Source organism: Micromonospora craniellae (genome assembly GCF_014764405.1).
In the GTDB taxonomy this organism is placed as follows: Bacteria; Actinomycetota; Actinomycetes; order Mycobacteriales; family Micromonosporaceae; genus Micromonospora; species Micromonospora craniellae.
The window spans coordinates 1061285-1087467 of the sequence record NZ_CP061725.1; the positions used below are offsets into that span (position 1 = coordinate 1061285).

The following is a 26183-nucleotide window of genomic DNA, read 5'->3' on the forward strand; positions in this document are numbered from 1 at the left end:
GGTCTCGTGACGGAGGTTCCAGCCTGCTGCCCGCGACCGCGCTGCTCAACGCATTTTCCTCAGGACACGGGGCGTGTGCTGGAGCTACCGGGGGATGCTCAGAACAGGACGGTGGCGAGGGTGCCGACCAGGCGGAACCCGCAGCGTTCGTAGACCCGCCGGGCGGGCAGGTTGAAGTCGTTGACGTACAGGCTGACGGTCGGGGCGACCCGGTTCAGCGCGTCGCGGACCACCGCTGCCATCGCCGCCGTGGCGATCCCTCTGCCGCGCCACTCCGGCGCCACCCAGACCCCCTGGACCTGCGCGGTGCGCCGGGTGACGACCGCGAGTTCGGCCTTGAAGACCACCCGGCCGTCGACGAAGCGGGCGTACGCCCGGCCGGAGCGGATCATCTCGGTGACCCGACGGCGGTACCCGCGCCCACCGTCCTCGGCCAACGGCGAGACGCCCACCTCCTCGGTGTACATCGCCACCGCGGCCGGAAAGAGCAGGTCGATCTCGCTGCCCCGGACCAGGCGTACCTGCGGATCGGCGCGTACCTCGGGCATCGCCCCGGTGGCCAGCAGCGGCTGGTTGGGGCGGACGTCGCGGGCCGGCCCCCACGTGCCGGCAAGCCGGTCCCACAGTTCCAGCACCGCGTCGGCGTGCCCGACGATGGAGGAGCAGAGCCGCTCCTCGCCGGAGAGCAGCTCGGCGAAGGCGGCGACGGCCTGCGACGAGGCGAGGACCGGGGTGAGGTTGCCGCCGAGCCAGCAGACCGATTCGAGATGGCGGCGGTTGCCGTAGCCGAGCACCCGGCCCTCGGCCCGCCACCACGCCAGCCCGCGCGCGGCCACCCGCTCCGCGACCTGCGCGCTCGCGTACGGGTCGGAGTCGAGCAACCGTTCGACCGCGCGACGTTCCGACTCCCCCAGTTGCCGCACCGGCGCCGTCAACACGGTTACAGCCTGCCAGATCCGCTCGGACCGTGGTGGCGGACAGTGACCGGGAGGCCCGGATGCGCGGATTCGGCTTCCCGCCCGGCCCCCCTTCCCGCACGCGGGCCATGGCCACCACGACCAGCGGGAACGGGCTGCCCAGGTGCTCGACGGGACCCGCCGCAAGCTGTACGCGCCGTCGGTCAGTGCACGCTGACCGTGGCGCCGGGCAGCAGGCCGCGCAGTTCCTCGGGCAGCTCGGCGCCCATCTCGTCGGCCAACCGCAGCGCCTCCTCGATCAGGGTCTCCACGATCTGCCCCTCGGGCACGGTCTTGATGACCTGACCCTTGACGAAGATCTGCCCCTTGCCGTTGCCGGAGGCGACACCCAGGTCGGCCTCACGGGCCTCACCGGGGCCGTTCACCACGCACCCCATCACGGCGACCCGCAGCGGCACCGGCAGGCCCTCCAGCCCGGCGGTGACCTCCTCGGCCAGCTTGTAGACGTCCACCTGGGCCCGGCCGCAGGACGGACAGGAGACGATCTCCAGGCCGCGTTCGCGCAGCCCGAGCGACTCCAGGATCTGCGCGCCGACCTTGATCTCCTCGACCGGCGGTGCGGACAGCGACACCCGGATGGTGTCGCCGATCCCCTCGGCCAGCAGCGCCCCGAAGGCGACCGCGGACTTGATGGTGCCCTGGAACGCCGGGCCGGCCTCGGTCACGCCCAGGTGCAGCGGGTAGTCGCACTGCTCGGCGAGCTGCCGGTAGGCCCGGATCATCACCACCGGGTCGTTGTGCTTGACCGAGATCTTGATGTCCCGGAAACCGTGCTCCTCGAACAGCGAGCACTCCCACAGCGCCGACTCGACCAGCGCCTCCGCGGTGGCCTTGCCGTACTTGGCCAGCAGGCGCTTGTCCAGCGAGCCGGCGTTGACGCCGATCCGGATCGGCGTACCGGCGGCGGAGGCGGCTGCCGCGATCTCGGCGACCTTGTCGTCGAACTGCCGGATGTTGCCCGGGTTCACCCGCACCGCCGCGCACCCCGCGTCGATCGCGGCGAAGACGTACTTCGGCTGGAAGTGGATGTCGGCGATCACCGGGATCTGCGACTTGCGGGCGATGGCCGGCAACGCCTCCACGTCGTCCTGGCTCGGCACCGCCACCCGGACGATCTGGCATCCGGAGGCGGTCAGCTCGGCGATCTGCTGGAGGGTCGCGTTGACGTCGGAGGTGAGCGTGGTGGTCATCGACTGCACGGAGACCGGCGCCCCGCCACCGACCGGCACCGAGCCGACCATGATCTGACGGCTCGCCCGCCGGGGCGCGAGCGGTGGCGGCGGCACGGCGGGCATACCGAGACTGACAGCGGTCACTTCAAGCACTCACCTTGAGAAGATCGAGATCGGGTTGACGACGTCCGCGGTGATCGTGAGCAGCGTGAACGCGCCACCTATCAGGATCACCGCGTACGTGACGGGCATCAGTTTGAAGTAGTCGACGCGGCCCGGGTCGGGCTTGCGCAGCAGCGCGTACACCCAGGACCGGACGCGTTCGAACCAGGCGATGGCGATGTGCCCACCGTCCAGTGGCAGCAGCGGCAGCAGGTTGAACACCCCGATGAAGAAGTTCAACGAGATGAACAGCATGATGAACAGTTCCCAGGCGTCGTTGGCGACCGCCTCGCCACCGAGGATGCTGGCGCCGACCACGCTGATCGGGGTGTCCATGTCCCGCTCGCCACCGGTGATTGCCGACCAGAGGGCGGGGATCTTCTCCGGGAGCCGCTGCAACGCCTGCGCGGTGGCGACCGCCATGTCACCGATGAAGGTGCTGGTCGCACCGATCGCGTCGATCGGGCCGTGGGAGACCAGGCCCGGGGTGGAGACGACCAGGCCCACGCCGAGCGCGGAGACCTCGGTGACCGGCCCGTTCGGGTCGTCGATCGGCGGGCGCTTGGTGGTGGCCAGCGTGGTCTCGGCGGTGCCGGGCTGGCCGTCGCGGACGTACCCGAGGGTGGCGGTGCCACCCGGGGTGGTGGTCCGCAGCGTGGTCAGCAGGTCGCCGTAGCTGTTGATCGGGGTGCCGTTGATCGAGGTGATCCGATCGCCGTTGCGCAGCCCGGCCGCACCGGCGGGGCTGGCCGCGTCACCGGCCTCGCAGACCCGGTAGGTGGTGTCGGGCAGGACGCACTCCTGGATGGCGATCACCGCCGGCTCGGCGCGGATCTGCTCCTCGGTGCTCGGGAAGTTGGGGTTGGGCAGGCCGAACGTCATCGCCGCCAGCCAGGCCGCGAAGATCGCCAACCCGAAGTGGGTGATCGAGCCGGCGGACATCACGATCGTGCGCTTCCACACCGGGTAACGCCACATGACGCGCTTCTCGTCACCGGGCTCGACGTCGTCGTCCTGCGGCGTCATACCGACGATCTTGCAGAAGCCGCCGAGCGGGATGCCCTTGAGGCCGTACTCGGTCTCGCCCCGTTTGAAGGAGAAGATGGTCGGGCCGAAACCGACGAAGTAGCGGGTGACCTTCATCCCGAAGGCCTTGGCGGTGAGCATGTGCCCGGCCTCGTGCAGGCTCACCGAGATGAGGATGCCGAGAGCGAACAGCACCACCCCGAACGCGAACGACATCAAGCTCCTTCCACCGCAGCAGCGATGATCTCCTGCGCGTGCCCGCGCGCCCACGACTCGGCTTCGAGTACGTCCTCGACGGTACCCGGTGCACCGAAATCGGGAGCGTCCTCCAGCACCCGCTGTAACGTGTCCACGATGCCGAGGAACGGCAGTCGCCCGGCGACGAACGCCGCGACGCATTCCTCGTTGGCCGCGTTGTAGATCGCCGGCCGGCAGCGCCCCGCCGCACCGGCCGCCTTGGCCAGCGCCACCGCCGGGAACGCCTCGTCGTCCAGCGGCGTGAACTCCCAGGTGTGCGCCGTGGTCCAGTCGACGGCAGCGGCGGCCCCGGGCACCCGATCCGGCCAGCCGAGACCCAGCGCGATCGGCAGCCGCATGTCCGGCGGGCTGGCCTGGGCCAGCGTCGAGCCGTCCACGAACTCGACCATCGAGTGGATCACCGACTGCGGGTGCACCATCACGGTGATGTCGGCGTACGGCACGTCGAACAGCTCATGCGCCTCGATCACCTCCAGCGCCTTGTTGACCATCGTCGCCGAGTTGATCGTGACGACCGGCCCCATGTTCCAGGTCGGGTGCGCGAGCGCCTGCTCCGGCGTCACCGCCGTCAACTCGTCGCGCCGCTTCCCCCGGAACGGCCCACCACTGGCCGTGACGACCAGCCGCCGCACCTCACCCCGGCTGCCGCCGCGCAGGCACTGCGCCAGCGCCGAGTGCTCCGAGTCCACCGGCACGATCTGCTCCGGCCGCGTCACCGCCGCCTTGACCAACGAGCCACCGGCGACGAGGGACTCTTTGTTGGCCAGCGCGAGCGTACGCCCGGCGCGCAGCGCGGCCAGCGTCGGCGCGAGCCCCAGCGACCCCACCACGCCGTTGAGCACCACGTCGCACGGCCACTGCGCCAGCTCGCTCATCGCGTCCGGCCCGGCCACGATCTTGGGCAGCTTGAACTCGCCACTGGTCCAGCCCCGCCGGCTCGCCTCGGCATAGAACGCGAGCTGGAGATCCTGCGCGGCGGACGCCTTGGCCACGCCGACCGCCTCGACACCGAGTTCGAGCGCCTGCGCGGCGAGCAGCGCGACGTTGCCACCACCGGCACCGAGCGCCACCACCCGAAACCGGTCCGGGTCACGCCGCACGATGTCGATGGCCTGGGTACCGATCGACCCGGTACAGCCCAACAACACAAGATCGCGGGGGGAGTTCACGCGCCCATTGTTCCCCACGCGGCCCTGGCACAAGGACGGGCACCTATCAAGAGGCCGCCCAGACTGGTCAAGATCATGAGTGGCGGGTGGGGCGGGAGCTCAACGGTCGGTGCTGAGCTGGCGTACTAGGCTCCAGCGGGTGGACCTCCAGGCGCAGACTGACGCCGTGGCGGTGCTGCGCGCGGACCTGTCGTCGGGACGCTCGGTGCTCCTCACGGGCGACGCGGGATCCGGGCGCACCGCGGTGCTGGAGCAGCTCCGCAGCGAGTTGACCGCCAGCGGGCGGGCGGTGGTGCTGGTGCGTGGGGCCGACGCGGTCGCCGAGGTGCCCCTGGCCGCCTTCGCCGAGGTGATCGCCGACCATCAGATCGCCGGTGCCGCGCCGTTGGCGGTCTACACGACCCTTCCTGTCCGGGTACGGGCGCGGGGGACGGTCGTGTTGGTCGACGACGCCGACGCCCTGGATCGCGCGTCTGCGGTGCTGCTCGGGCAGCTGACGAGGGCGGGAACCCTGGTGGCGGTCGCGGTGACGTCTCCCGAGAATCTGCCGAAGTCGGTACTCGACGAGGTGATCCACGGCCGATGGGGACGCCTCGATCTTGCTCCGCTGGGCTCCGACGACGTGCTGCGGGTGGCAGCGGAACTGGTCGGCGACGAGCTCGCGGCACGGTCGGCGGCGATGGTGGTGTCCCTCGCCGAGGGGCACCTGTCGACGGTCGTCGAACAGGTGGCTGCCGTGGGGGTCCTGGGCCGTGGTCCCGCCGGCACCGAGGTGGGCGACCCCGTGGCGACACCCGCGCTGCGTCGACGTGCCAAGGAGGCGACCCGCGGCGTGGGTCCGCAGGCGTACGCCGCGTTGGAGCGCCTGGCCCTGGCACCCGAGCTCCCTGTCGGTCTGTTCGCCGGTCCGGTGGTCGCCGACCTGGTGGAGGCGGGTCTGGTCGCGGTGGAGGGCACCTCGATCCGCCAGACCAGACCGCTGGTGGGCCTGGCGCTGCGGTCGCGGTGGTCGGCGTCGGAGCGTGCCGCGCGACTCGGTCGGTTGGCCGATGACCTGGGTGACTGGCCGGCCTGGGCCGGTACGTCGATGCTGATGGCGGTGCGGGCGGGGCGTCGGATCAGTGACCACCTCCTACTGGACGCAGCCGATGTCGCGTTGGCTGCCGCCCGGAGTCAGGAGGTCACGGAGTTCCTGGACGCCCTGGACACCTCGTCTCCGCGTGAGCGCCTGTTGCGGGGCGCGGTCGCCGCGGCGGAGGGTGACATCGCCGCGGCGGAGGAGTTCCTGCGCGACATCGACCTCACCGCGGTGGACGACCGCATGCGGGTACGCGTCGGGCGGGTGTGGGGGCTCGCCCTGGCCGTACGGGGGGCGGACCCGCAGCGCGCGGTCCGTCAGGTCACGACGGTCCTCGCCACGATCGGTGACCCCGTCGCCGGGCGGGTTCTCGAAACGGATCTCGTCAAGTGGCGCCTCATGGCGGGTGAGCAGCCCGCAGGTGTCGAGGTCTCCCCGACGTCGGACGATCCCCGCGTCCGACTCGACGAGGCCGTGATCGGCGCCATGCTGGCGAGTCTCGGCGGGACGGCGCCGGAGGTGCTCGCGTACGTCGACACCGGTCGTGCGCTGGTGTCCGAGATCGGCGAGGTGCCCAGCTCCGTCCCGGCTCTCCTGACCCTGTCGGAGTATCTGAGTGTCGCGTTCGACGGTCGGGTCGCCGAGGCGGAGGCCCTTGCGTCGTACCACCGTGACCGTGCGGCACGGGAAGCCGACCCGTCACTGGGCATGTGGGAATTCGCCGCGGCAGAACTCGCCCTGCACCGCGGGGACCTGACCCAGGCGGACGCGTTGGCCAGGCGCGCGACCCGGCATCTCGCCTGGCGGGATTTCACCGGCCTGCAATCAACCGCTGTCGCCCTGATGGCAGCCGTCGACGCCCGTCGGGGCCGACTCGGCGCGGCCGAGGACCTGATCGAGGACATCACCGATCTGCACACGGCTGACGTCAAGGTCGCCCTGCACGTGGCACGTACCCGGGCTGAGCGGGCGCTCCGGTCCCGTCGGCGCGACGAGGCCGCCGACCTGCTGTCGGATGCTGGTCACACCGCGCTCGCCCATGCGCACCTACACCTCGCGTTGATGGCTCTGGACGAGGCATTCATGCTCGACCCCACCGACGACCGCGCTCAGGCCGTGATCGACCAGCGAGGGCTGTCGCCACTTGCGGCTACGCTTGCGCGCCGGGTCGAGGCGGTTCTCGCCGGTACGGTGGCCGAACTCGCTCCCAGCGTCGACGAGTTGGACGGGATGGGCTTCATCGGGCGGGCCGCTCACGCGGCGCAGCTGGTGTCCCGGATGCACAGCCGAGCCGGTGACCCGGCCACCGCGCGGAAATGGAGATCGCGAGCCGTCCTGCTCACCAGCCGCTGCGGTACGGTCTGGCCGCCCGCGCCCGATGGTGACGCCTTGTCACCCCGCGAGCTCGACATCGCCCGCCGGGCCGCCCGGCGAGAACGCAGCCGTGAGATCGGGGCAGCGCTGGGGCTTTCGGTGCGGACCGTCGAGAACCATCTGGCTCGCATCTATCGCAAACTCGGCATCGCGGGGCGGGACGGCCTCGCCGATGAGGTGCTCGGTGAACACGTCACACAGCGCTGACCACGTCCCACTTCCGCGTCACTAGGTAGAAGCTACTCAACGCACGACGGGCCATTCTGCGCTTTCATGTGCACCGCCGACAGCCGCAGGCTCGCGCACCGTCCTCCCCGGTCGCCTGCCCGGTTCACGCACCTCGATCGGTGGCCGACAGGAAAGTGACACCACATGCGCCGCACCGCCGCCCGTACCCTCCGCATCTGCACAGCCCTCGGACTCATCGCGGCAATGTCCGCGTGCGACGACCAGGAACCGACGGCAACGACTCAGACGCCGTCCGCCTCCACCTCCACCGCTGCCTCCGCCTCCGCCTCCACCGCTGCCGCCGACGACACCCGACAGGCGAGTTGGGAGGACGCAACCGACCCGGAGGCGATTTCCGTTGGGTCCTGGGCTTCGACGGCACCGAATCCGGCACCTGGACGGCGAAGTCGGGCCAACTCGTTCTAGAGACCGGCGCGGGGGGACGACTCGCGGGCGACCACGAGGTCTCCATGGACGGCCAGCCGCTTCCGACCAGCGCCCTGCCGGTCAGCGGGACCCCGTGGTCGGAGACGCTGACCACGACATGCGATTCCGATGGCTTCGTCGCGACCCCGGCGGACGAGCCGTCCGGCATGAAGATCGTCCTCACGCGACTCGGCTGACCGTCAGCCAGTCCCCCCGGCGATCGCCACCCCGCAGCCGCCCTGATACCCGATCGTCCCCTGACCCGAACCGGAAGGCACGACATGAGAACCTCGCCTCGACGGCTGGCCGGCTACGGCCTGGCAGCCATCGCCACACTGCTCCTGACGGCCTGCGGTGATGACGCACCGCCCGCTGACGCCCGCGCCGCAGGCGCGTCCCCAGCCTCGGAGTCGACATCGTCCGGTTCGACGGCCCCGAGTGCGAGCCCGGAGATCACATCCGACCTCGACAAGCTCGGCTTCGCGCTCAAGACCGCACTCGGCGAGGACACGACCTACCGCGTGGACGGCTCGAAACTCCGCGTGAAGATCAGCGACAACTTCACCCAGTACCTGTCCACCGAGTGCACCTCGGTCTCGTTGGCGGCAAGCTCGGTGACGTTGCCGCCCGACTCCGTGGTCGAGATCGAGTATGCCGACGGCCACGTGGAGGTCTGCGATGTCTGACCGTGTGAGGCGGCGGCGGATGGCTTGTGCGGGGGGCATCGCGCTGGTCCTCCTCCTCACCGGATGTGGTTCCGCTGACGCAGGTGACGGTGCCACGGAAGCACCGATCAGCTCCGCGAGCAGCGGGGACACCGCTCCCGCGAGCGGCGGGGACACCCCGGAGGCCAACGACCCCGGTGTCGAACTCCCGGCGAGCTATCCCACCGACGAGGTCCCCCTCGTGACGGGCGCCATCGTCTCGGCCGATGTGATTCCCAGCAAGGGCTGGAACGTGGTCCTCACCCCGGAGACATCGCTGGACAAGGTGGCCGACGAGGCCGGCGCGTTGGTGCAGGCGGCGGGGTTCACGCAGCACACGCAGAACCGTAGGGCGCCCGACAACCGCGGCTACCGCAACGACAAGTACGAGATCTTCATCAATCGCCAGGACGCGGACGGCACGGTGTCGTACACGGTCTTCACACGCTGAGTAGCCGGACCACGGCGAGCACCTACGACACGACGGTCGATCGTCTCGGACACAGCCGTCGTCGCATCACGGCAATGACCCCGGTCGCACGAGAGCGACCGGGGTCGAGGCATGCATCGGGGCGTGGAGAGTGACCTGGCGCCGGTCAGCGGCCGATGCTGTTCAGCTCGGCGATGCCCTCGCCGGACAGGGCGAGCGGGTGCCGAGATGTATTACCTACCAGGTGACGCAGACCTCGAAGGTCGGCAGGAGGCCGTTCGCGGAGCCGGCCGAACAGGCCGTACGCTGGGTCCGCTCGGCCCCGAAAGGACCACACATGTCTGATCTTGAACGTACCCCGGAACAGGCCGCCCGCGAGGCCGGGCTCCGCGAGGTCTCCGATGCGCTGCTCAACATCGAACAGGCCATCAAGCGGACGGAGCGGGCGAAGCGCGCCGTTTCCATGACGGTCGGGTGCGACGACCTGGCCCGGATGCTGGACACGGCCGCCCGGAATCTGGAGATCGCCCGCAAGGACCTGTTTCAGGGCGCCTATTTCTCCGGAGACTCGCCTAAGCTCTTCTGACCATGCGCAGTGGTGAGCAGATCCGGACGGCCCTGGTCACGTTCGTCGGGCGGTGGCAGACCTACGCCGGCACGGAACGCTCCGAGGCACAGACCTTCCTCAACGAGCTGTTCGAGTGCTACGGGCGCAACCGTAAGGACGCCGGTGCGGTCTTCGAGGACGCGCACGCCTCCACCGGCATCATGGATCTGCACCTTCCGGGCCTGCTCATCGTGGAGATGAAGGCGCCGAAGGAGACCACCCGGCTCGCCCAGCACCGCACGCAGGCGTTGGACTACTGGCACAACTCCGCCGACGTGGCGACCGAGCGGCCGGCACCGCAGTTCGTGGTCCTCTGTTCCTTCCAGCGATTCGAGATCTGGGAGCCGGGCAGGTATCCGAACGCCCCGCTGCTGGAGTTCGACCTCGGCGAGCTACCCGACCGGTACGAGTCGCTGATGGTGCTCGCCGGGGACGAGCCGCTGTTCCACCGCAGCAACCGTGAGTTGACGAAGGCCGCCGCCATCGCGGTGGCGAACGTCTATCGGGGGATGCTCACCCGCCAGGCGGCACCGCCCGAGTCGATCCAGCGGTTCATTCTCCAGATGGTGTGGCTGTTCTTCGCCGAGGACTACGACATGATCGAGGGGCGGCCGACTGAGCGGACCCTCAGGTTCCTGACCGACGCCGGTGACTACTGGTCGTCGTATCTCATGCTCGGCGGCCTCTTCACCTCGCTCAACGACCCTGACGACCACGGTCGGCACGGCGTCCTCAAGGGCACGCAATATGTCAACGGGGATCTCTTCGAGCAGCCGGCGCGGGTGCACCTGACCAAGGACGAGGCGACGGCGCTGCTGCGGATCGCCGAGTACAACTGGCGTCAGGTCGATCCGACGATCTTCGGATCGCTCATCGAGGGCTTCCTCGGCACGGACCAGAGCGCACTCGGCGCCCACTACACGCACGAGATCGACATTCTCAAGATCGTTCGGCCGACGATCGTCAAGCCGTGGCGGGCCCGCATCGACGCGGTGCGTACCCCGGACGAGGGGGTCGCGCTGCTGGAGGAGCTGTGCCGGTTCCGGGTGCTCGACCCGGCCTGCGGCTGCGGCAACTTCCTCTATGTCGCCTACCGCGAACTGCGCCACCTGGAACACACGCTCAAGGAGCGGATCCGGGAGTTGGCCAGGTCGTCGGGGCTGCCCGTGCCGACCGGGCTGCCCTACTTCCCGCTGCGCAACATGCAGGGGATCGACGTGGTGCCGATGGCGACCGCCGTCGCCCGGGTCACCCTCTGGATGGGCCACCGGCAGATGATCGAGCAGTACGGCGCGGCCGAGCCGCCGCTGCCGCTGGTCAGCCTCGGCTCGATCCAGACGGCGGACGCGCTGCGGGTGCCGTGGCCGGAGACGGACTGCATCGTCGGCAACCCGCCCTTCCTCGGCTCGCAGTACATGCGCGAGGCCCACGGCGACGACTACCTCAGATGGCTGAGCACCACCTTCCAGGTCGGCATCAAGGACTTCTGCGTCTACTGGTTCCGCCGCGCCCACCAGCACCTCAGGCCGGGCCAGCGCGCCGGGCTGGTCGGCACCAACTCGATCGCGCAGAACCGCGCCCGCTCGGCGAGCCTGGAGTACGTCACCGGCAACGGCGGCGTGATCACCGACGCCGTCTCCAGCCAGGTCTGGCCCGGCGAAGCCAGGGTGCACGTCAGCCTGGCCAACTGGATCAAGTCACCCAGCGAACCACCCACCGAGTTCGTCCTCGACAACGAGCCGGTCACCGGCATCACCGCCGAGTTGAAGGCCCCGGAGTCGTCCACCTGGGAAGCGGTTCCGCTCACACCCAACCGGGGCAGGTGTTTCCAGGGACCGATCCCGGTCGGTGATTTCATCCTGCGCGACGGGGAGGAGCGTGCCCTGCTGCGACGCAAGGAGGCAGAGTACCGGGAGGTGGTCCGCCCCTACATCGTCAGCGAGGACATCGCGGACGACCCCGCACAACGGCCGCGCCGGTGGGTGATCGACTTCGCGCAGCGACCACTCGAAGCCGCCATGAAGTATCCCGCCGCCTTGGATCTGGTACGCGAACGCGTCAAGTCCGTGCGTGAGACCAATAGCCGTAAGACACGGCGTGAGAAGTGGTGGCTGTTCGGCGAGGTTGCGGTGGGTATGCGTGCAGCGCTTACCGACCTGAGCCGCTACATCGCGGCGGGGCGGGTGGGTAAGCGGCTGCTGCTGGCCTGGTGCGAGCCGTGGACCTGCCCGAGCGACCTGGTCTACGTCTTCGCGTTCGATGACGACTACTCGATGGGTGTGCTGTCGTCGTTCACGCACAGCACCTTCGCGCGGTCGCAGTCATCCACCTTGGAAGACCGACTCCGATACACCCCGACCTCGGCGTTCCTGCCGTTCCCGTGGCCGTGTCCGGTGACCGGCGAGCAGCGGGAGCGGGTGGCCGAGGCGAGCCGACGGGTGATCACGCGGCGGCAGGAGATCTGCGCCGCCGAGGAGTTCGGGCTGACCCGGCTCTACAACCTGGTGGATGAGGGCGCGTACACGGAGGTGAAGACGTTGCACCGGGAGTTGGACGAGGCGGTGGCCGCCTGTTACGGCTGGCCCGCGTCGATCGCGCAGGACCGGGACGAGATCACCCGGCGGCTGCTCACCCTGAATGCGGAGATCGCCGCCGGGCGTCTCCCCTACGACCCGTTCGCCGAGCGGGACGGTCGGGCGGTCGCCCAGCAGCTCGGCCTGCCGGTCGCCTGACCGACGCCCGCCCGGCAGCCCACGTGCCCGACCCGCTCGGCAGCCCTGTCGCGCCCGGCAGCCCTGTCGATCGGGTCGGCGGGTCTGCTCGGCGAGGCCGACCGCGCGCCGCGCCGGTGCCGACCCTGGTCGGGCCGGCACCGGCTCAGGTCGGACTCAGGCCGGTAGGTCGAAGCGCCCCGCGCGGGTGGCGGCGACGAATCGGGTCCAGCTCGGCGCGGCGAAGCTCAGCTCCGCGCCCTGCCGGTCCTTGCTGTCGCGTACGCCGACCGCGTCGGCGAACCCCGCCACCTCGACGCATTCACCGTTGCCGCCGGATCGGGACGACGTGCGCCACACCCCGTCACGTGTCATGGTTCATCTCCTTCGCAATCGCCGTGATCAGCTCACGGGAGTCGTCGATGTCGAGTGTCCGCTCGCCGAGCGAACGCCAAGCGTCCTCGTAGGTCTGGATCTCGTGCGGCTTGTCAAGGTAGACCGCCCCGCACGGACCGTCCATGTAGACGGTGGTCGGCTCCGGCTCCCGCACGTCGGTCGGGAAATCGAGCATGGTGAAGGTGCCGGTCTCAGCCCAGCGGAACAGCCCGGCGCGCAGGGGCAACACTCGGATGGTGATGTTGTGCTGCCCACCGGCCACCACCAGGGCGTCGAGCTGCCGGGCCATCGCCGCCGGGTCGCGCAGCGGCCGACGCAGCACCGCCTCGTTGAGAATCACGTCGTAGTGCGGGGCTCGCGGCACCGCCCGCGCCAGCAGCCGCTGCCGACGCAGCCGGACGTCGGCCTTGGCCTGCCGATCCGCCTCGCTCAGATCCGGGTGGTCAACGGCGATCACCTCGCGCGTGTACTCGACGGTCTGCAACAGGCCCGGCACCAAGTCGGCCTCGTACTTGCGGATCTTCGTGGCGGCGGCCTCCAGGCCGACGTACAGCTTGAACCAGTCCTTGATCGCCTCCCCGTAGCTGTGCCACCAGCCGTGCGCCTTGGTCTCCCTGGCCAGGGCCCGCATGGTCTGGATGGTCTCCGGCGTCGCGCCGTACAACCGGCACATGGCCTCCACGTCGTTCGGGTGCATCGGGACCTGACCGGTCTCGTACCGCCAGACGCGCGGCGCCGACCACTCCAGTTCCTTGGCCGCCGCAGCCGCCGTCACGTGCGCGCTTTCCCGAAGTTCTCTCAAATACCTACCGAGTTGCCTACGCGGGACGGTGCTTCCCGAGTCCTCCACGTCATCTCCTTCGCTCTTGTCGCGTAAGGCACCTCATCCCTTGGGACGCATTCTTCCGCAGATGATTGCATCCAGCCAATAGCGAAAAGACGATCGTAGATAACCGGTCGAACCCCCTTTCGCCGGTCACGACCGGGGCGGACGCCTTCCCCGAAACCTCATCCCGGCGTCCGCCCCGGCACGTCACCATCCAGCAGAGGGAGGACCGGCCCGTGGATTCCACCGACGAGACGCTCGGCGAGATCCCGCTCCCGCCGTACGTCACCGCCGAGGACGTCACCTTCGCGCTCCGGGCCGTCCGGGTACACGCCGCCGAGCACCAACCCGACGGGCCGCGCTGCCGCAACGACCGGGCCCCCCATCCCTGCCGGCTACACCGCTGGGGCCGCCGGGTGCTCGCCGAACGCGGCCTCACCGACCACGACATCCAGACGATGCTCGCCGAGCAGGAGACACCACGCCCATGATCTACAAAACCGGAGAACGACCCCTGCCCCAACAGGTCCGCGCGGCCACCTTCGACACCCGTCGACGGGGCCTCGACCCCACCCAGGTGTACGCCTACCTCGACCGACTCGCCGACGAGATGGAACACCTCCGCCGCGACCTCACCACCGCCACCACCGAAGCCGAACGCATCCGCCAGGCACTACGCCAATGGCAGTCCCGCCAGAGCGTCGGCCGCCACGCGGACACCACCCACCATCGGGGGCCACGATGAGCGCGCCATTCTGGATCATCCACCTGCCCACCAGGCTGACCACCCTGAACGACGCCACCACCCTCGCCATCGCCATCCGCGAATCCCTCGGTCACCTGACGACCATCGACTTCGGCGAGACCACACTCAGCGAAGAGGACCGCCAGTTCCTCCGCCACCGAGTCTGGTGCGACACCCCACTCGACAACAGCACCCGCTGCCACCGCCCCACCGAACACCACGGCCAGTGCACATCCACCGTCGACCCGGCCGACACGTAATCGGTACTTCGTGATCACGACCGGCTCACCGGTACGCTCGACCCCGTCCAGCACCCGACCCGCGCCATCGCGGAACTCCCGCAGCGTAATCCTCACCATGCACCGAACTGCACCATGCGGTACCGTTCCACCATTTCACTCCGAGTGAGGGCATAGGTCTCGATCCGGAACCGTCTCGCATCTCGGTAGACTTCGACCTTCACGCCGCCTCACCGCTCGGACGCTCGGTGCGGAGGCTCGGTGATTTAATCCCACCACTAAAATCTGTACCAGTTGCCGCATCCTGGGCGGTGGTCGCGTCACCACCGCCACCCTTACCGCGAATGGAACCCTTTCGGCCTGAGCTTCTTGCTATCTGCTCGATAGCTCGCCGGGCAGCCTCCCGCGCGTTTGCTTCGGTGTCCACCGTCCTCTTGACCCGGCGCCGCAATAGGACAAGTAGCCAGACTCCGAGCAGAGCAGCATGCAGAACCGCGACAACTAGGATCAACCACCACAGGTCACCCACGACTACCTCGCCTTCACCAAATTCGGCAGGACCGCATTCGGATCACCAACTCAACGCCCTCTGGCGTTCTTAATTTTCGCCCAGATACCCAAAACCAAGATCAAAGCCCCGCCGATCGGATCCCCACTCATCTTGATCGCCTCCATCTCAAACTTGACGCCGCGACCGACCGAGTTACGGACCGTTTGCTGGTGGTTCAGTTCATCGGCATGTGAAGCACGTCGATTCGCGGCTTCCGAATACCCGTTCCGGTCGAGTGGACCTGGGGAAGCAAAATTTGTTGCCACCTATCGGTGCGGAGTCCCCTGGAGTGTGCTGCGAGAAGTTCTTGATCGGCTGGAGGTTCATGGTCCTGTTGCGTGGGCGCGTGCGCGCGGGGCCGGAACGGCTGTAGCGCGTGCGCGTGCGTCCGGCGCAGCCGGGCGCTCTTGACTCTGTAGAGCGGTTTTGAGCCGGTCGGATCTTGGCTGGGCAGGATCGTGGGGTGGGAGGGCTACGCGATGGCGGCGATGTCGCCGTCGTCGAAGTAGATGGCTTGGTGGAGACGTCCGCCGAGGGCGGCGGCGTAGCGGGCGAGTACGTCTTGGCCAGAGATCTTGCCTTGTTCGATCTGGGAGATGCGGCCTTTGGTGACGCCCATGTGGTCGGCGACCTGTTGCTGGGTCAGGCCGCGGGTGCGGCGTACCTCGGCGAGGCGGTGTCCGACCACGGTGGCGAGTAGTTCCTGCTTGCTGGCTTCGACTGCGTGTTCGCCGCCCGCGCGCTCAATGTGAGCGGCGCGGACGTCGCTCCACCGCGTGTAGTTGCTCATGGCTGTCGGCCCTCCTCCTCGGCGCGTTCTTTCAGGTAGGTGTCGTAGCGGTGTTCTGCCAGGGGGATGGCTTCGGCGTACCACTCGGTCCACCTCCCGGCCTTGTCCCCGGCGACCAGCAGAATGCTGCAGCGCCACGGGTCGAAGGCGAACAGGATCCGGACGGTGCCGGGTCGCAGTTCCTTGAGGTTGGCGACGGACGAGCTGTGGATCGTGTCGACCAGCGGCCGGCCGAGTCCAGGACCGGCCTCGGCGAGCAGATCGATGGCCTGCACAACACGGGCGTGGGTGGCTGGGTCGAGGCTGTCGATCCAGTCCCGGACCTCGTTGACGAGGTAGATCTCCCACTCTGTGGTCGCCACCAGAGGAGTATAGCGAGCGGTAAACCCACGGGGCGACGGGACCGGCAACGCTGCCAGGCTGACACGTCCGCCGTTGCTCCTTGTCTCCCAGGTTGCCGTCACCGTAGCCGTCAACATCGATGGGCATCGGCAAAGCGAGGCGGCGTCATACGCGAAGGGCCAGGCAGGGGCCATGAAGGCGTAGGTCACGCTGCGTGGCCGCAGTGAAAATCCCACACGTACCATGTGGTGGCAGACGAGACGCCGAGACTCGTCCACAATGTCAACGCTTCATGCCCGGTGCATGGAGGAGCGGCTAGTACCGCAGCCGCCATTGTTTAGTTGACCAGGGCGTATTCGCGGTTGAGGCGGGTGTGTTGGTGGAACCAGCGTGAGCGGGCTTGGTGACGCCGGCACCGGGAATTCTCTGCCTCCGGACACCGCGTATCGGATCGTCGGAACAAGGCGTGGCTGGTCGCGGGACGGGGAAGAGAAGCGGGATGGGCGGTGCGTGGCAACGGACGAGACGGATCACCCGGGCCGCCTTCCGTCCGGTACGCGGGCGGGACCTGTCGCTGCACGCCGCCGCGATCACGTTCTACGGGGCGATCGCGGTGGTGCCGGTGGCGTTGCTGGCCATCTGGCTGACCGCACTGCTGGCGGGAGCCGGACGGGTCCGCCGGCTCACCGCGTACGCCGTGGAGACGCTGCCGGACGCCATCGGCGCACCCCACGCGGTGGCCGCCCTGGTCGAGGCCGGGGTGGGTCTGACGCCGTGGCTGGCGCTGGCCGCGTTGCTGCCCGCCTCGCTCTATGGTGAAGGGTTCCGGCGGGCGTTCGTCTCGGTCGCCGCTCCCCGCACCGACGAACACCTGGTCGGCTGGCGGGGCCGGTTGCTGTTGCTGCCGCTGCTCGCACCGGCCCCGGCCCTGCTGCTGTCGATCCTGCTGGCCCTGCCGACCACCACCGAGCTGGTGCGGCGGGGCGGCTGGGCCGGCGCGCTCGGCGTGGTGCTGTCCTTCCTGGCGGTGTGGCTGGTGCTCACCCCCGTGCTGATGTGGGTGTTCCGGGTGGTCGGCCCGGCGTCGCCGGACTGGCTCTCCACGCTGGCGGTCGGGTCGTTCACCGCCGCGAACATCTCCGGCTTCCTGCACGGTTTCGTGCTGTTCGCCTCGCTCCCGCTCGACCTGGGCCTGCCCTTCGGCGGCCTGGTCGAGGTCGGTGCCGCAGTGGCCGTCCTGCTCTGGCTCTACGTCTTCCATGTGATCGTGCTGGCCGGCTACTCCGCCACCCTGGCGCTGGCCGACTGGCGCACCCGCCGCGCTGCCCGCGCCGACGACGGGTCGCCGGCCTGAGCATGATCAACTCGGTCCCGGAGCAGGTGCGGACGGGTTAGGGTGCGGGGATGAGGGGTGAGGTTCCAGGGCGCGCGGACGTGGTCATCGTCGGATCCGGACACAACGGGTTGGTCTCTGCCATCCTGCTGTCCCGAGCCGGCCTGGACGTGCTGGTGCTGGAGGCCGCCGACGTGATCGGCGGGGCCACCCGCACCGAGAACCCCTTCCCCAGGGTGCCCGGGCTGCGCCACTCCACCGGGTCGTACCTGCTCGGTCTGATGCCCCCGGAACTGCTGGCCGCGCTCGACGTCCGCATCCCGGTGCGCCGCCGCGACCCGCACTACTTCCTGCCCACACCGGGCGGCATCGGGTCGCCGTACCTCCTCTTCGGCACCGACGCCCCGGCCACCCGGGCCCAACTCGCCGAGTTCTTCTCCCCCGCCGACGTGGCCGCCGACGACGCGTTGCAGGCCGAGCTGGCCGCCCTGCGCGAGGACCTCTCCCCGGCCTGGCTGGCCGAGCCGATGCCCGTGGAGGAGACCGCCGACCGCTACGTCCGGCCCGAGCTGCGCCAGGTCTTCGTCGACCTGGTACGCGGCTCGGTCGCCGACCACCTCGCCCGCTTCGACTTCCGCTCCGAGCTGCTGGTCAGCATGTACGCGGTCACCGACGGCCTGTCCGGGCTCAACGCCGGGCCGGACGACCCCGGCACCGGGCACAACTTCCTGGTGCACAACATGTGCCGGCTGCCCGGCTCGGACGGCACGTGGATGATCGCCGAAGGCGGGATGGGCACCGTGTCGCGTACCTTCGCCGACGCGGCGCGGGCCTCCGGTGCCCGGATCGTCACCGGTACGCCGGTCACCGCGATCACCCTCGACGGCGGTGCCGCGTCCGGCGTCGTCCTCGCCGACGGGCGGCAGGTCGACGCCGAGGTGGTGCTGGGCGCCTGCGACCCGTACCGGCTGATGGCGCTGCTGCCCGACGGCGCGTTGCCGGCCGAACTCGGCGAGCGGATGGCGGCGGTCCGGCGCACCGGCACCACGCTCAAACTCAACCTGGCGCTGCGCGACCTGCCCCGCTTCTCCTGCCTGCCGCCGGATGCGCCGAGCCCCTTCGGGTCGACCATCCACCTGCTGCCCGGGTCGGCGTCGCTGGCCGGTGGTGGGGGCGAGTCGCCGATGGCGGCGCTGCGCGCCATGTGGGCCGACGTGCAGGCAGGGCGGCTGCCGGCGGAGCCGACCATCGAGTGGTACCTGCACACCACCGTCGACCCGTCACTGGCCGACCCGGACGGGCACCACTCGTCGGCGCTGTTCGTCCAGTCCGTGCCGTACGAGCTGGCCGGCACCACCTGGGACGCGGCGCTGCCCGGGTACGTCGCACGGCTGGTGGAGATCTGCGAGCGGTACGCCCCCGGCACCGGCGACCTGATCGCCGACGCGGTGCCGCTGCCGCCCCCCGGCATCGAGGCGCACTTCGGCATCACCGGCGGGCACATCCACCACGTCGACAACACCGTCTCGTTCACCGACCGGATGCCGTACGCCACCGGCGTCGACGGGGTGTACGCGGGCAGCGCGGGCTGCCACCCGGCCGGCAGCGTGATCGGCGCCGCCGGGCACAACGCCGCCCAGCGCATCCTCGCCGACCTCGGCCGCTGAACTCCGCCCGTCAGCTCGTCTGGGCAGTCTCCGGCGCCTGGTCGCCGGCGCGGTGCGCGCGGACCTTGTGCCCGACGCTGGTCAGGCAGCGGCCGCTGGGCAGGTCGAAACGCCACCCGTGCAGCTGGCAGGTGAGCTGGTCGCCCTCGACGATGCCGAACCGGCTCAGGTCGGCCTTCAGGTGCGGGCAGCGCCGCTGCACCACCCAGTCGCCCAACGTGATGTCCTCGGCGTCCACCGCCCGCTCGTGCTCGTCGTACCAGCCCTCGGCGTACTGGAGGCGCTCGGTGGAGAGGCACTTGAAGAAGGCGTACACGAACTCGTTGTACTGGCCGATCCGGGCGGCCGAGAAGCGGCAGGAGAGGAAGAGCGAGTTGACCCAGTCCACCTCACCGATGTGCAGCAGGTGCTCCACCAGCGCCCGCTCGGTACGGAACCGGTAGCGCACCTTCTCGTCCGCGTACGGCCGGACCTGCTTGCCGGGGAAGTCGACCACGATGGATTCGATGCTCTCGCCGTCGTAGCCCACCAGGTCGAAGCGGACCGGGCCGCCGACGCCCTTGGCGAGGTAGATCGACTCGTCCAGCAGCGGCTCGATCCGCCGCTTCATCTCCTTGAGCACGTCCACCTCGGGGTGCCGCCAGGACGCCTTCTCCGCCTCGATCACCGGCCGCTTGCGCTCGCGCATCTCCTCCAGGTGGGCGACCTTGTTCGCGAAGAACTCCTCGATCGGCGCCGGGTGGGTGGTGGTCGCTCCCTCGGTGGTCACCTCGGAGACGCTGCCGGGCAGCAGCACGATGCCGTTGGTGCCGCCGACCTTGGCGTACTCGCTCAGGAAGACCGACTGGTCGGGAAAGATGTTCCCCTCGTCACCGAAGATGTCGTTGAACTGCCACAGCTCGTCGTCGAGGAAGCACGGCGGGCCGGCGATCGGGAAGACGTGGTCGGCCTTGAGGTCGTCGATGTAACGCCAGGTGCGGTCGAACTGCCGGTCCCGCTTCTGCTTGCCGAACGCGGTCTTCGCCGACTGCGGCAGCTCGTACACCATCGGGTACCAGATCGCGCCGGAGAACTGGAGCAGGTGCGCGTGCACGTGACCCAGCTCGGCGAAGGTGCTCAGGTCGGTGGGACGGGCGTCGTTCTGGTTCAGCAGCCGGACACCGTCGTGCTCCACCCAGAGCGACGAGTCACCGATCGGGCCGTCGGTCGGGCTGGTCAGCGCCTGAATCATGATCTTCAGGCCACCGTCCAGCTCGTACACCTCCTCGTTGCGGGTCTTGAGGAACTTCGTGAAGCCCAGCGCCCGGAACTCGTCCTCCATCTCCGAGGTGGGGAACTCCGGCAGCAGCACGGTGGCCTTCTTCGACACGTACCGCTTGAGATGGGCCGCGTCGAAGTGGTCCCGGTGCAGGTGCGAGACGTACAGGTAGTCGACGTCGCCGAGGGTCTCCCAGTCGAGCAGCGAGTTGTCCGGGAACGGGAACCAGGAGGCGAAGTAGGCCGGGTTCACCCACGGGTCGCACAGGATGCTTCCCGCCGCCGTGTCGATCCGCATGCTCGCGTGCCCGGTCCCGGTCACTCGCACCGCAGTTCCCCCTCAAAAAAGACAATCAAGGTGTACGTCAGAACGCTACCGGAGGCAGTCTGGTCCGCGCCCCGCGACGCCGCCATAGCCGCCCGCCCCACCCGGCCGGGCCGAAGGTCCCGAGGTCGACGCGGCCCGTCCGGCCAGCCGTGTCCGCCCCACCGCAGGTCCCCTCCCGGGTGGCGTGCCAGACTAACCGGAGATCCGAACGCGAGGAAGGACCGACAGTGGCGGGAAGCGAGCCGGTAACGTCGCCAGACCAGCACAAGCCCGGGCATCGCAAGGCCGGGCGGATCGGCGCGGTCGTCACCGCGCTCGCGATGCTGGCCATGCTCTGCGGCAACCACGAGGGCAGGGTCGAGGACCTCTGGCTGGTCGGGGTGGCCGCGCTCCTGCTGCTCATCGTGATCGGCGACACGGTGCTGCGGCGCAACGGCCTGCGCTCCTGAGCCGACCGGACGACACGACGTACGACGAGGGCCCGCCCCCGGGGGCGGGCCCTCGTCGTACCGCCACGCAGGGCGGCTCTCGTCGTGGTGGCTCAACGGCCGAAGAGAATGTCCTGCACGTTCTTCAACGCGGCGTCGACCTCGGCCTCGAAGTAGCCGCCCTGCACCAGCCCGAACCGGAGCGTGTCCAGGTCCTTCGGGTTCACCGGCATCGAGTTCCGTCCGGCCATCCCACCGAGCAGGCTGTCGAAGAACCGGTCCACCTGGTCGGGGTCGTACCCGCTGCCGAAGCGGCGCACCTGGAAGCTGCGCCGGATCTCGTCCACCCGGTAGAGGTCGCTGCCGGGCGGCCCGGCCATCGGCGGACCGCCCACGGCTGACGGACCGCCAATCGCGGGCACGCCAATCGACGGGCCGCCGATCGCCTGCTGCGGCGGACCGGGCGGGCCCCCCTGCGGACCACGGCGCGCGTCGCGGTCCGGCATCCGGATCTCCGCGGTCATGTCGGCGCGGCCGCGCCGACCGGCCTCGAAGCCGTCGAACCGCGGCTCGTCCGGCGGGCCGTAGCCACCCCGGCCCTCCGGCGGACCGTAACCGCCCGGGCCGTAGTCCGGCGAGCCGTAACCGCCCGGACCTTCCGACGAGCCGTAACCACCTGGGCCGTCCGGCGGACCGTAGCCACCCCGGCCCTCCGACGGCGGACCACCGTAACCACCGGGACCGGCGGGCAGGCCACGCGACGGCGGGCCGCCGTGCCCCATCTGGCTGCCGGGGGGCCCCATCGGCCCACCGTGCCCCATCGGACCGCCACCGCGCGGCCCGTCGTACCCGCCGCGCGGGGAGTCGTACCCGCCGGCGAAGGCACCGGTCGGTTCGTCGTAGCGGCCGTAGGGCGGACCGGCCTGTGCCGGCATCGACCGGGGCGGCATCGGCGGCTGCGACACCGGCGCCATGCCTCGTTCGTCGCGCATCGGCGGGCCCATCCGATCCGGCGGGCCCATGCGGTCCGGCGAGCCCATCCGATCCGGCGGCCCCATCCGATCCGGCGGCCCCATCCGATCCGGCGGCCCCATCCGATCCGGCGAGCCCATCCGATCCGGCGGCCCCATCCGATCCGGCGAGCCCATCCCGGAGTCGCTGCCCCGGGCAGCCGCGCCGCCGCGCTCCTCCAACTCGGCCAGCTGCCGCTCGACCCGGTCGAGGTGCAGGTCGACCTGCCACTCGTCGTAGCCGTTGAAGCGGACCCGGAAGACGACGTCGTGGACCTCCTGCGAGACCACCGGGGCACCGACGGGCTGACCCGCGAGGGTCGCCTCGACCCGGTCCAGGAAAGCGTCCACCTCGTCAACCTTGTAGCCCCGGCGAAGCGCCTTACGCCGGAAACGCTGACCCTGACTCGCCACTATGTCTCCTGGTCTCGTTCGCCACGCTCGGTCACGCTGACATCTCCCCGGCCGGGTCGGTGCCCCTGTCCTCAGCGGCGGCCAACTGCCCACACGCCCCGTCGATCTCGCGACCTCGGGTGTCCCGCACCGTGGTGGACACCCCGGCGTCGCGCAACCGCCGGACGAACTCCCGCTCGACCGGCTTCGGGCTGGCGTCCCAGCGGCTGCCCGGAGTCGGGTTGAGCGGAATCAGGTTCACGTGGGCCAGCTTGCCGGCCAGCAGCCGCCCGAGCAGATCCGCTCGCCACGGCTGGTCGTTCACGTCCTTGATCATCGCGTATTCGATCGACACGCGACGCCCTGTCCGGGCCGCGTAGGCCCAGGCCGCCGCCAGCACCTCGGACACCCTCCAGCGCTGGTTGACCGGCACGAGTTCGTCGCGAAGCTCATCATCGGGCGCGTGCAGCGACAACGCAAGAGTCACCGACAGGTCTTCGCTGGCCAGCCGGTGAATGGCGGGTACCAGGCCGACCGTGGAGACGGTGATGTGACGCTGCGACAGGCCGAGGCCCTCGGGGGCCGGGGCGACCAGCCGACGGACCGCGGCGATCACCCGGTTGTAGTTGGCCAGCGGCTCCCCCATGCCCATGAAGACCACGTGCGAGAGTCGCGGCGGCGACCCGGCGACCGCGCCGGAGGCGGCCACCCCGGCCAGGTACACCGCCTGGTCGACGATCTCGGCGGTGGAGAGGTTGCGGGTCAGCCCGGCCTGGCCCGTGGCGCAGAACGGGCAGGCCATGCCGCACCCGGCCTGGCTGGAGATGCAGACCGTGACCCGGTCCGGGTAGCCCATCAGCACGCTCTCCACCAGCGAGCCGTCGTGCAGCCGCCAGAGCGCCTTCCGGGTCGCCCCGTCGTCGCAGGCCATCTCCCGCACCGGGTTGAGCAGCCGGGGCAGCAGCCGGTCGGTCAAACGGTCGCGGGACGCCGCCGGCAGGTCGGTCATCAGAGCCGGGTCACGCACCAGCCGGCCGAAGTAGTGGGTGGAGATCTGGCGGGCCCGGAAAGCCGGTTCACCCAGCTCCGTCACCAGTTCTCTGCGGCCGTCGAGGTCGAGGTCGGCGAGGTGTTGCGGTGGCATCGCCGCCCGGCGCGCGCCGGGCGCGTCCGGGTCGACCGGAATCAGGGGCAGACTCGTCATGGCCCGTCCAGTCTGGCACGCCCGCCAGGGAACGCACCCGTCCGGAGGGAACGCACCCGCTCCGACCCCCTGCGCGACCCGGGCACGCCGGCATGGTCCATGCCTCAGTTCACCGCCGGCACGAAGACCACGAGCAGCAGGTACGCGGTCGGCACGGCGAACAGGACCGAGTCGAGCCGGTCCATCAGGCCGCCGTGCCCGGGCAGCAGGTTGCTCATGTCCTTCACGCCCAGATCCCGCTTGATCATGGACTCGGCGAGGTCACCGACGACCGCCGCGACCGAGATCGCCATCCCGAACACCGCCCCCCACCAGGGGGCCACGTCGAACAGCAGCCAGAGCAGCACGGCGCTGCCCAGCGCCGCAGCACCCAGCGAGCCGGCCAGCCCCTCCCAGGACTTCTTCGGGCTGATCGTCGGCGCCATCGGGTGCTTGCCGAAGTTGGCGCCGGCCGCGTACCCGCCGGTGTCGGAGAGCACCACCGCGACCAGGGTCACCAGCACCCGCAGCGGACCGTCCCCGGGCGAGGACGCGAGCAGCGCGGCGAAGCCGCCGAGGAAGGGCACGTACACCGCGATCAGGGTGGCCGCGGTCATGTCCCGCCGGAGACCGGCGACGCCGTCCCCGAGCCGCCAGACCAGGGTGCCCGCGACGGTGACCAGCAGGCCGAGCAGGAGCGCGTCCAGGCCGGCGAACCAGGCCAGGGTGACGGTGAGCACGCCACCGGAGACCAGCGGCACCAGCGGCACCCGGGCGCCACCACGGCGGACCGCCCGGGACATCTCCCAGATGCCCACCCCGTAGGCCGCGGCGATCAGCAGCAGGAACGCCGGGGTGTAGAGGAACAGCGGCAGCAGGACGGCCGCGCCGAGGCAGACCCCGACGGTGATGGCGGCCGGCAGGTTCCGGCCGGCACGGTTCGCCGGCTGCGGTGTCGCCGGACGGCCGGCACCGGCCCGCCGTCGTCCCCGGTGACGTCGGGCCTGCGCCGGGTCCGCATCGGGTTCCGGCGCCTCCTCGGCCGGCACCGGAGCGAACTGGGTGGTCGGCGCGTCGTCGTGGTCCCGGCCGTCGCCGAGGCGTACCGGTGCGAGCTGTGCGGTCGGCGCGTCCTCGTGCTCCAGGTCGCGGCGTCCGTTCACCTCGGCACGCCGAGGGTCACCGTCGGAGGTGTCACGCGGGTCACGGTCGTCGTACGGCTCGGGTCGGGTGGCGAAGCCGGTTCCGGCCGGGCCGTCGCGGTCCTCGGCGGGCCGGGCGTACGGGTTGTCGGCCGGCAGGCGTGGACGGGTACGCGGCTCGGCGGAGAGCTCAGCGCCGGGGCGCGGTCCATGTGACCACGGGCCGGGTTCGAGGTCCGGGTCGGGCCAGGGCAACGAGGTCGGCCGATCCGGGCGGTCCCAGCCGCGGGCCTCGGCGCCACCGTAGGGGTCGAGGTGGGACATCACGCACCGGACGACAGCGGTACGAGATCAACCACTTGACGCACAGCCACTACCATCCCCTACCCGCGCGAGGCGCTCCGTCTGATTTCGCCGGCCGGTAAGCCGGTTGATCTCCACCGTTCACCCCCGGGTCGCCGGGAATCGTGCCGAGCCTACTGCACCCGGAGGCTCCACAGGACGCACCAGTACCCACCACCCACCTCGTCGATCATGAGCTTGTTCTACCGGCCGGACGGCCGGATGACGACAACGTCGCGATCGACGAGGTGGGTGCGTACGAGCCGGGGGCGGCTGCGGATCAGACCTCCAGCAGCTCGGCTTCCTTGTGCTTGACCAACTCGTCGACATGCGCCACGTAGCGCTGGGTCACGTCGTCAAGTTCCTTCTCCGCGCGGCGGCCATCGTCCTCGCCGACCTCGCCGTCCTTGACGAGCCGGTCAAGCTCTTCCTTGCCCTTGCGACGGATGTTGCGGATGGCGATCTTCGCCTCCTCGCCCTTGTTCCGGGCGACCTTGATCATGTCGCGGCGACGCTCCTCGGTCATCTGCGGGAGCAGGATGCGCAGCTGGTTGCCCTCGTTGTTCGGGTTCACCCCGAGGTCCGAGTCGCGGATCGCCTTCTCCATGGCGTTGATCTGCGAGTTGTCGTACGGCTTGATGATCGCCATACGCGGCTCGGGGATGCCCACGGACGCCATCTGGGTCAGCGGCGTCGGGCTGCCGTAGTAGTCGATGATGATCTTGGAGAACATGGCCGGAGTGGCACGACCGGTGCGGATGGCACCGAACTCCTCCTTGGCGTGCTCGACCGCACGCTCCATCTTCTCCTCGGCCTCGAGGAGGGTGTCGTCGATCACCGGTCTCCTCGCCTCCTTCTTGTGCTCGTCGTGGGCTTGTCGGGTCACCGGG

Annotated in this window: 25 protein-coding genes and 1 pseudogene; 12 read left to right on the plus strand and 14 right to left on the minus strand. The window is 70.0% G+C overall.

Annotated features, from left to right (window positions below; genetic code table 11):
* Window positions 1-98: 98 nt before the first annotated feature.
* From ID554_RS04825 to dxr, 4 genes are all read right to left on the minus strand, one after another.
* The gene (locus ID554_RS04825; protein WP_117226689.1) at window positions 99-938 is read right to left on the minus strand and encodes a GNAT family N-acetyltransferase; all 840 of its coding nucleotides are present in this window, start codon (window positions 936-938) and stop codon (window positions 99-101) included.
* A 182-nt stretch (window positions 939-1120) separates the two neighbouring features.
* A complete protein-coding gene (ispG, locus tag ID554_RS04830; protein ID WP_117226690.1) occupies window positions 1121-2293 on the minus strand; it encodes a flavodoxin-dependent (E)-4-hydroxy-3-methylbut-2-enyl-diphosphate synthase in 1173 nt (390 codons plus the stop codon).
* 9 nt (window positions 2294-2302) lie between these two features.
* Window positions 2303-3553, minus strand: coding sequence for a M50 family metallopeptidase (locus ID554_RS04835; RefSeq protein WP_117226691.1), 1251 nt, complete (start codon window positions 3551-3553; stop codon window positions 2303-2305).
* Window positions 3553-4764 carry a 1-deoxy-D-xylulose-5-phosphate reductoisomerase gene (gene dxr, locus ID554_RS04840; protein WP_117226692.1) on the minus strand — a complete coding sequence of 404 codons (1212 nt, stop codon included), beginning with the start codon at window positions 4762-4764 and terminating at the stop codon, window positions 3553-3555. The genes ID554_RS04835 and dxr overlap by 1 nt, the downstream gene beginning before the upstream one ends.
* Before the next feature lie 139 nt (window positions 4765-4903).
* Between dxr and ID554_RS04845 the strand changes: the two genes are divergently transcribed.
* The 6 genes from ID554_RS04845 (at window position 4904) to ID554_RS04870 (ending at window position 12343) form a co-directional block, all read left to right on the plus strand.
* Window positions 4904-7423: a helix-turn-helix transcriptional regulator gene (locus ID554_RS04845; protein ID WP_117226693.1), complete on the plus strand. Its 2520-nt coding sequence runs from the start codon at window positions 4904-4906 to the stop codon at window positions 7421-7423.
* Window positions 7424-7914: 491 nt separating this feature from the next.
* Complete coding sequence (locus ID554_RS04850) at window positions 7915-8067, plus strand: hypothetical protein (protein WP_158573672.1); 153 nt, start codon at window positions 7915-7917, stop codon at window positions 8065-8067.
* 84 nt (window positions 8068-8151) lie between these two features.
* On the plus strand, window positions 8152-8556 hold the full coding sequence (locus ID554_RS04855) for a hypothetical protein (RefSeq protein WP_117226694.1): 405 nt from the start codon (window positions 8152-8154) through the stop codon (window positions 8554-8556).
* Between the two features lie 220 nt (window positions 8557-8776).
* The gene (locus tag ID554_RS04860) at window positions 8777-9025 is read left to right on the plus strand and encodes a hypothetical protein (RefSeq protein ID WP_147333393.1); all 249 of its coding nucleotides are present in this window, start codon (window positions 8777-8779) and stop codon (window positions 9023-9025) included.
* Window positions 9026-9155: 130 nt separating this feature from the next.
* The gene (locus ID554_RS04865) at window positions 9156-9590 is read left to right on the plus strand and encodes a hypothetical protein (RefSeq protein ID WP_191088717.1); all 435 of its coding nucleotides are present in this window, start codon (window positions 9156-9158) and stop codon (window positions 9588-9590) included.
* Between the two features lie 2 nt (window positions 9591-9592).
* Window positions 9593-12343, plus strand: coding sequence for a DNA methyltransferase (locus ID554_RS04870; protein WP_117226697.1), 2751 nt, complete (start codon window positions 9593-9595; stop codon window positions 12341-12343).
* 156 nt (window positions 12344-12499) lie between these two features.
* Here ID554_RS04870 and ID554_RS04875 read toward each other — a convergent pair whose 3' ends face one another.
* Window positions 12500-12682, minus strand: coding sequence for a DUF397 domain-containing protein (locus ID554_RS04875; protein ID WP_117226698.1), 183 nt, complete (start codon window positions 12680-12682; stop codon window positions 12500-12502).
* A gap of 4 nt (window positions 12683-12686) precedes the next feature.
* Window positions 12687-13568 (minus strand): helix-turn-helix domain-containing protein, encoded by an 882-nt coding sequence (locus ID554_RS04880; protein WP_117226699.1) that lies wholly within the window; start codon window positions 13566-13568, stop codon window positions 12687-12689.
* A gap of 212 nt (window positions 13569-13780) precedes the next feature.
* Between ID554_RS04880 and ID554_RS04885 the strand changes: the two genes are divergently transcribed.
* Genes ID554_RS04885 through ID554_RS04895 form a run of 3 tightly spaced genes read left to right on the plus strand, consistent with a single transcriptional unit; the run spans window position 13781 to window position 14549 of the window.
* A complete protein-coding gene (locus ID554_RS04885; RefSeq protein WP_117226700.1) occupies window positions 13781-14035 on the plus strand; it encodes a hypothetical protein in 255 nt (84 codons plus the stop codon).
* A complete protein-coding gene (locus tag ID554_RS04890) occupies window positions 14032-14289 on the plus strand; it encodes a DivIVA domain-containing protein (RefSeq protein WP_117226701.1) in 258 nt (85 codons plus the stop codon). The genes ID554_RS04885 and ID554_RS04890 overlap by 4 nt, the downstream gene beginning before the upstream one ends.
* Complete coding sequence (locus ID554_RS04895) at window positions 14286-14549, plus strand: hypothetical protein (protein WP_117226702.1); 264 nt, start codon at window positions 14286-14288, stop codon at window positions 14547-14549. The genes ID554_RS04890 and ID554_RS04895 overlap by 4 nt, the downstream gene beginning before the upstream one ends.
* Here the strand turns inward: ID554_RS04895 and ID554_RS04900 are convergent.
* The 3 genes and pseudogenes from ID554_RS04900 to ID554_RS04910 form a co-directional block, all read right to left on the minus strand.
* A pseudogene (locus ID554_RS04900) lies at window positions 14526-14633 on the minus strand (prevent-host-death family protein); the annotation flags it as partial. The gene ID554_RS04895 and the pseudogene ID554_RS04900 overlap by 24 nt on opposite strands.
* A 917-nt stretch (window positions 14634-15550) precedes the next feature.
* Window positions 15551-15868 carry a helix-turn-helix domain-containing protein gene (locus tag ID554_RS04905; protein ID WP_117226703.1) on the minus strand — a complete coding sequence of 106 codons (318 nt, stop codon included), beginning with the start codon at window positions 15866-15868 and terminating at the stop codon, window positions 15551-15553.
* Entirely contained in the window at window positions 15865-16230 is a 366-nt protein-coding gene (locus ID554_RS04910; RefSeq protein ID WP_117226704.1) for a type II toxin-antitoxin system RelE/ParE family toxin, read from the minus strand. Before ID554_RS04910 ends, ID554_RS04905 begins: the two co-directional genes overlap by 4 nt.
* A 479-nt stretch (window positions 16231-16709) precedes the next feature.
* Here ID554_RS04910 and ID554_RS04915 point away from each other — a divergent pair, with 479 nt between their 5' ends.
* Complete coding sequence (locus ID554_RS04915; protein ID WP_117226705.1) at window positions 16710-17564, plus strand: YhjD/YihY/BrkB family envelope integrity protein; 855 nt, start codon at window positions 16710-16712, stop codon at window positions 17562-17564.
* A gap of 50 nt (window positions 17565-17614) precedes the next feature.
* Complete coding sequence (locus tag ID554_RS04920) at window positions 17615-19210, plus strand: phytoene desaturase family protein (RefSeq protein WP_117226706.1); 1596 nt, start codon at window positions 17615-17617, stop codon at window positions 19208-19210.
* Between the two features lie 10 nt (window positions 19211-19220).
* On the opposite strand, the gene ID554_RS04925 is transcribed toward ID554_RS04920, so the two are convergent.
* The gene (locus tag ID554_RS04925) at window positions 19221-20795 is read right to left on the minus strand and encodes a Rieske 2Fe-2S domain-containing protein (RefSeq protein WP_117226707.1); all 1575 of its coding nucleotides are present in this window, start codon (window positions 20793-20795) and stop codon (window positions 19221-19223) included.
* A gap of 227 nt (window positions 20796-21022) precedes the next feature.
* Between ID554_RS04925 and ID554_RS04930 the strand changes: the two genes are divergently transcribed.
* On the plus strand, window positions 21023-21244 hold the full coding sequence (locus tag ID554_RS04930; RefSeq protein ID WP_117226708.1) for a DUF2631 domain-containing protein: 222 nt from the start codon (window positions 21023-21025) through the stop codon (window positions 21242-21244).
* 92 nt (window positions 21245-21336) lie between these two features.
* On the opposite strand, the gene ID554_RS04935 is transcribed toward ID554_RS04930, so the two are convergent.
* The 4 genes from ID554_RS04935 to frr form a co-directional block, all read right to left on the minus strand.
* The gene (locus tag ID554_RS04935; RefSeq protein WP_117226709.1) at window positions 21337-22647 is read right to left on the minus strand and encodes a DivIVA domain-containing protein; all 1311 of its coding nucleotides are present in this window, start codon (window positions 22645-22647) and stop codon (window positions 21337-21339) included.
* 31 nt (window positions 22648-22678) lie between these two features.
* A complete protein-coding gene (rlmN, locus tag ID554_RS04940) occupies window positions 22679-23830 on the minus strand; it encodes a 23S rRNA (adenine(2503)-C(2))-methyltransferase RlmN (RefSeq protein WP_117226710.1) in 1152 nt (383 codons plus the stop codon).
* 104 nt (window positions 23831-23934) lie between these two features.
* Window positions 23935-25275: a phosphatidate cytidylyltransferase gene (locus tag ID554_RS04945; protein ID WP_117226711.1), complete on the minus strand. Its 1341-nt coding sequence runs from the start codon at window positions 25273-25275 to the stop codon at window positions 23935-23937.
* 298 nt (window positions 25276-25573) lie between these two features.
* Window positions 25574-26131: a ribosome recycling factor gene (frr, locus tag ID554_RS04950; RefSeq protein WP_117226812.1), complete on the minus strand. Its 558-nt coding sequence runs from the start codon at window positions 26129-26131 to the stop codon at window positions 25574-25576.
* Window positions 26132-26183 lie beyond the last annotated feature (52 nt).

Coding starts and splice junctions, on each gene's coding strand:
- ID554_RS04915 (WP_117226705.1), top strand. CDS start 16,710: ATGGGCGGTGCGTGGCAACGGACGAGACGGATCACCCGGGCCGCCTTC.
- ID554_RS04920 (WP_117226706.1), top strand. CDS start 17,615: ATGAGGGGTGAGGTTCCAGGGCGCGCGGACGTGGTCATCGTCGGATCC.
- ID554_RS04945 (WP_117226711.1), bottom strand. CDS start 25,275: ATGTCCCACCTCGACCCCTACGGTGGCGCCGAGGCCCGCGGCTGGGAC.
- ID554_RS04890 (WP_117226701.1), top strand. CDS start 14,032: ATGATCTACAAAACCGGAGAACGACCCCTGCCCCAACAGGTCCGCGCG.
- rlmN (WP_117226710.1), bottom strand. CDS start 23,830: ATGACGAGTCTGCCCCTGATTCCGGTCGACCCGGACGCGCCCGGCGCG.
- ID554_RS04855 (WP_117226694.1), top strand. CDS start 8,152: ATGAGAACCTCGCCTCGACGGCTGGCCGGCTACGGCCTGGCAGCCATC.
- ID554_RS04905 (WP_117226703.1), bottom strand. CDS start 15,868: ATGAGCAACTACACGCGGTGGAGCGACGTCCGCGCCGCTCACATTGAG.
- ID554_RS04870 (WP_117226697.1), top strand. CDS start 9,593: ATGCGCAGTGGTGAGCAGATCCGGACGGCCCTGGTCACGTTCGTCGGG.
- ID554_RS04895 (WP_117226702.1), top strand. CDS start 14,286: ATGAGCGCGCCATTCTGGATCATCCACCTGCCCACCAGGCTGACCACC.
- ID554_RS04850 (WP_158573672.1), top strand. CDS start 7,915: ATGGACGGCCAGCCGCTTCCGACCAGCGCCCTGCCGGTCAGCGGGACC.
- ID554_RS04835 (WP_117226691.1), bottom strand. CDS start 3,553: ATGTCGTTCGCGTTCGGGGTGGTGCTGTTCGCTCTCGGCATCCTCATC.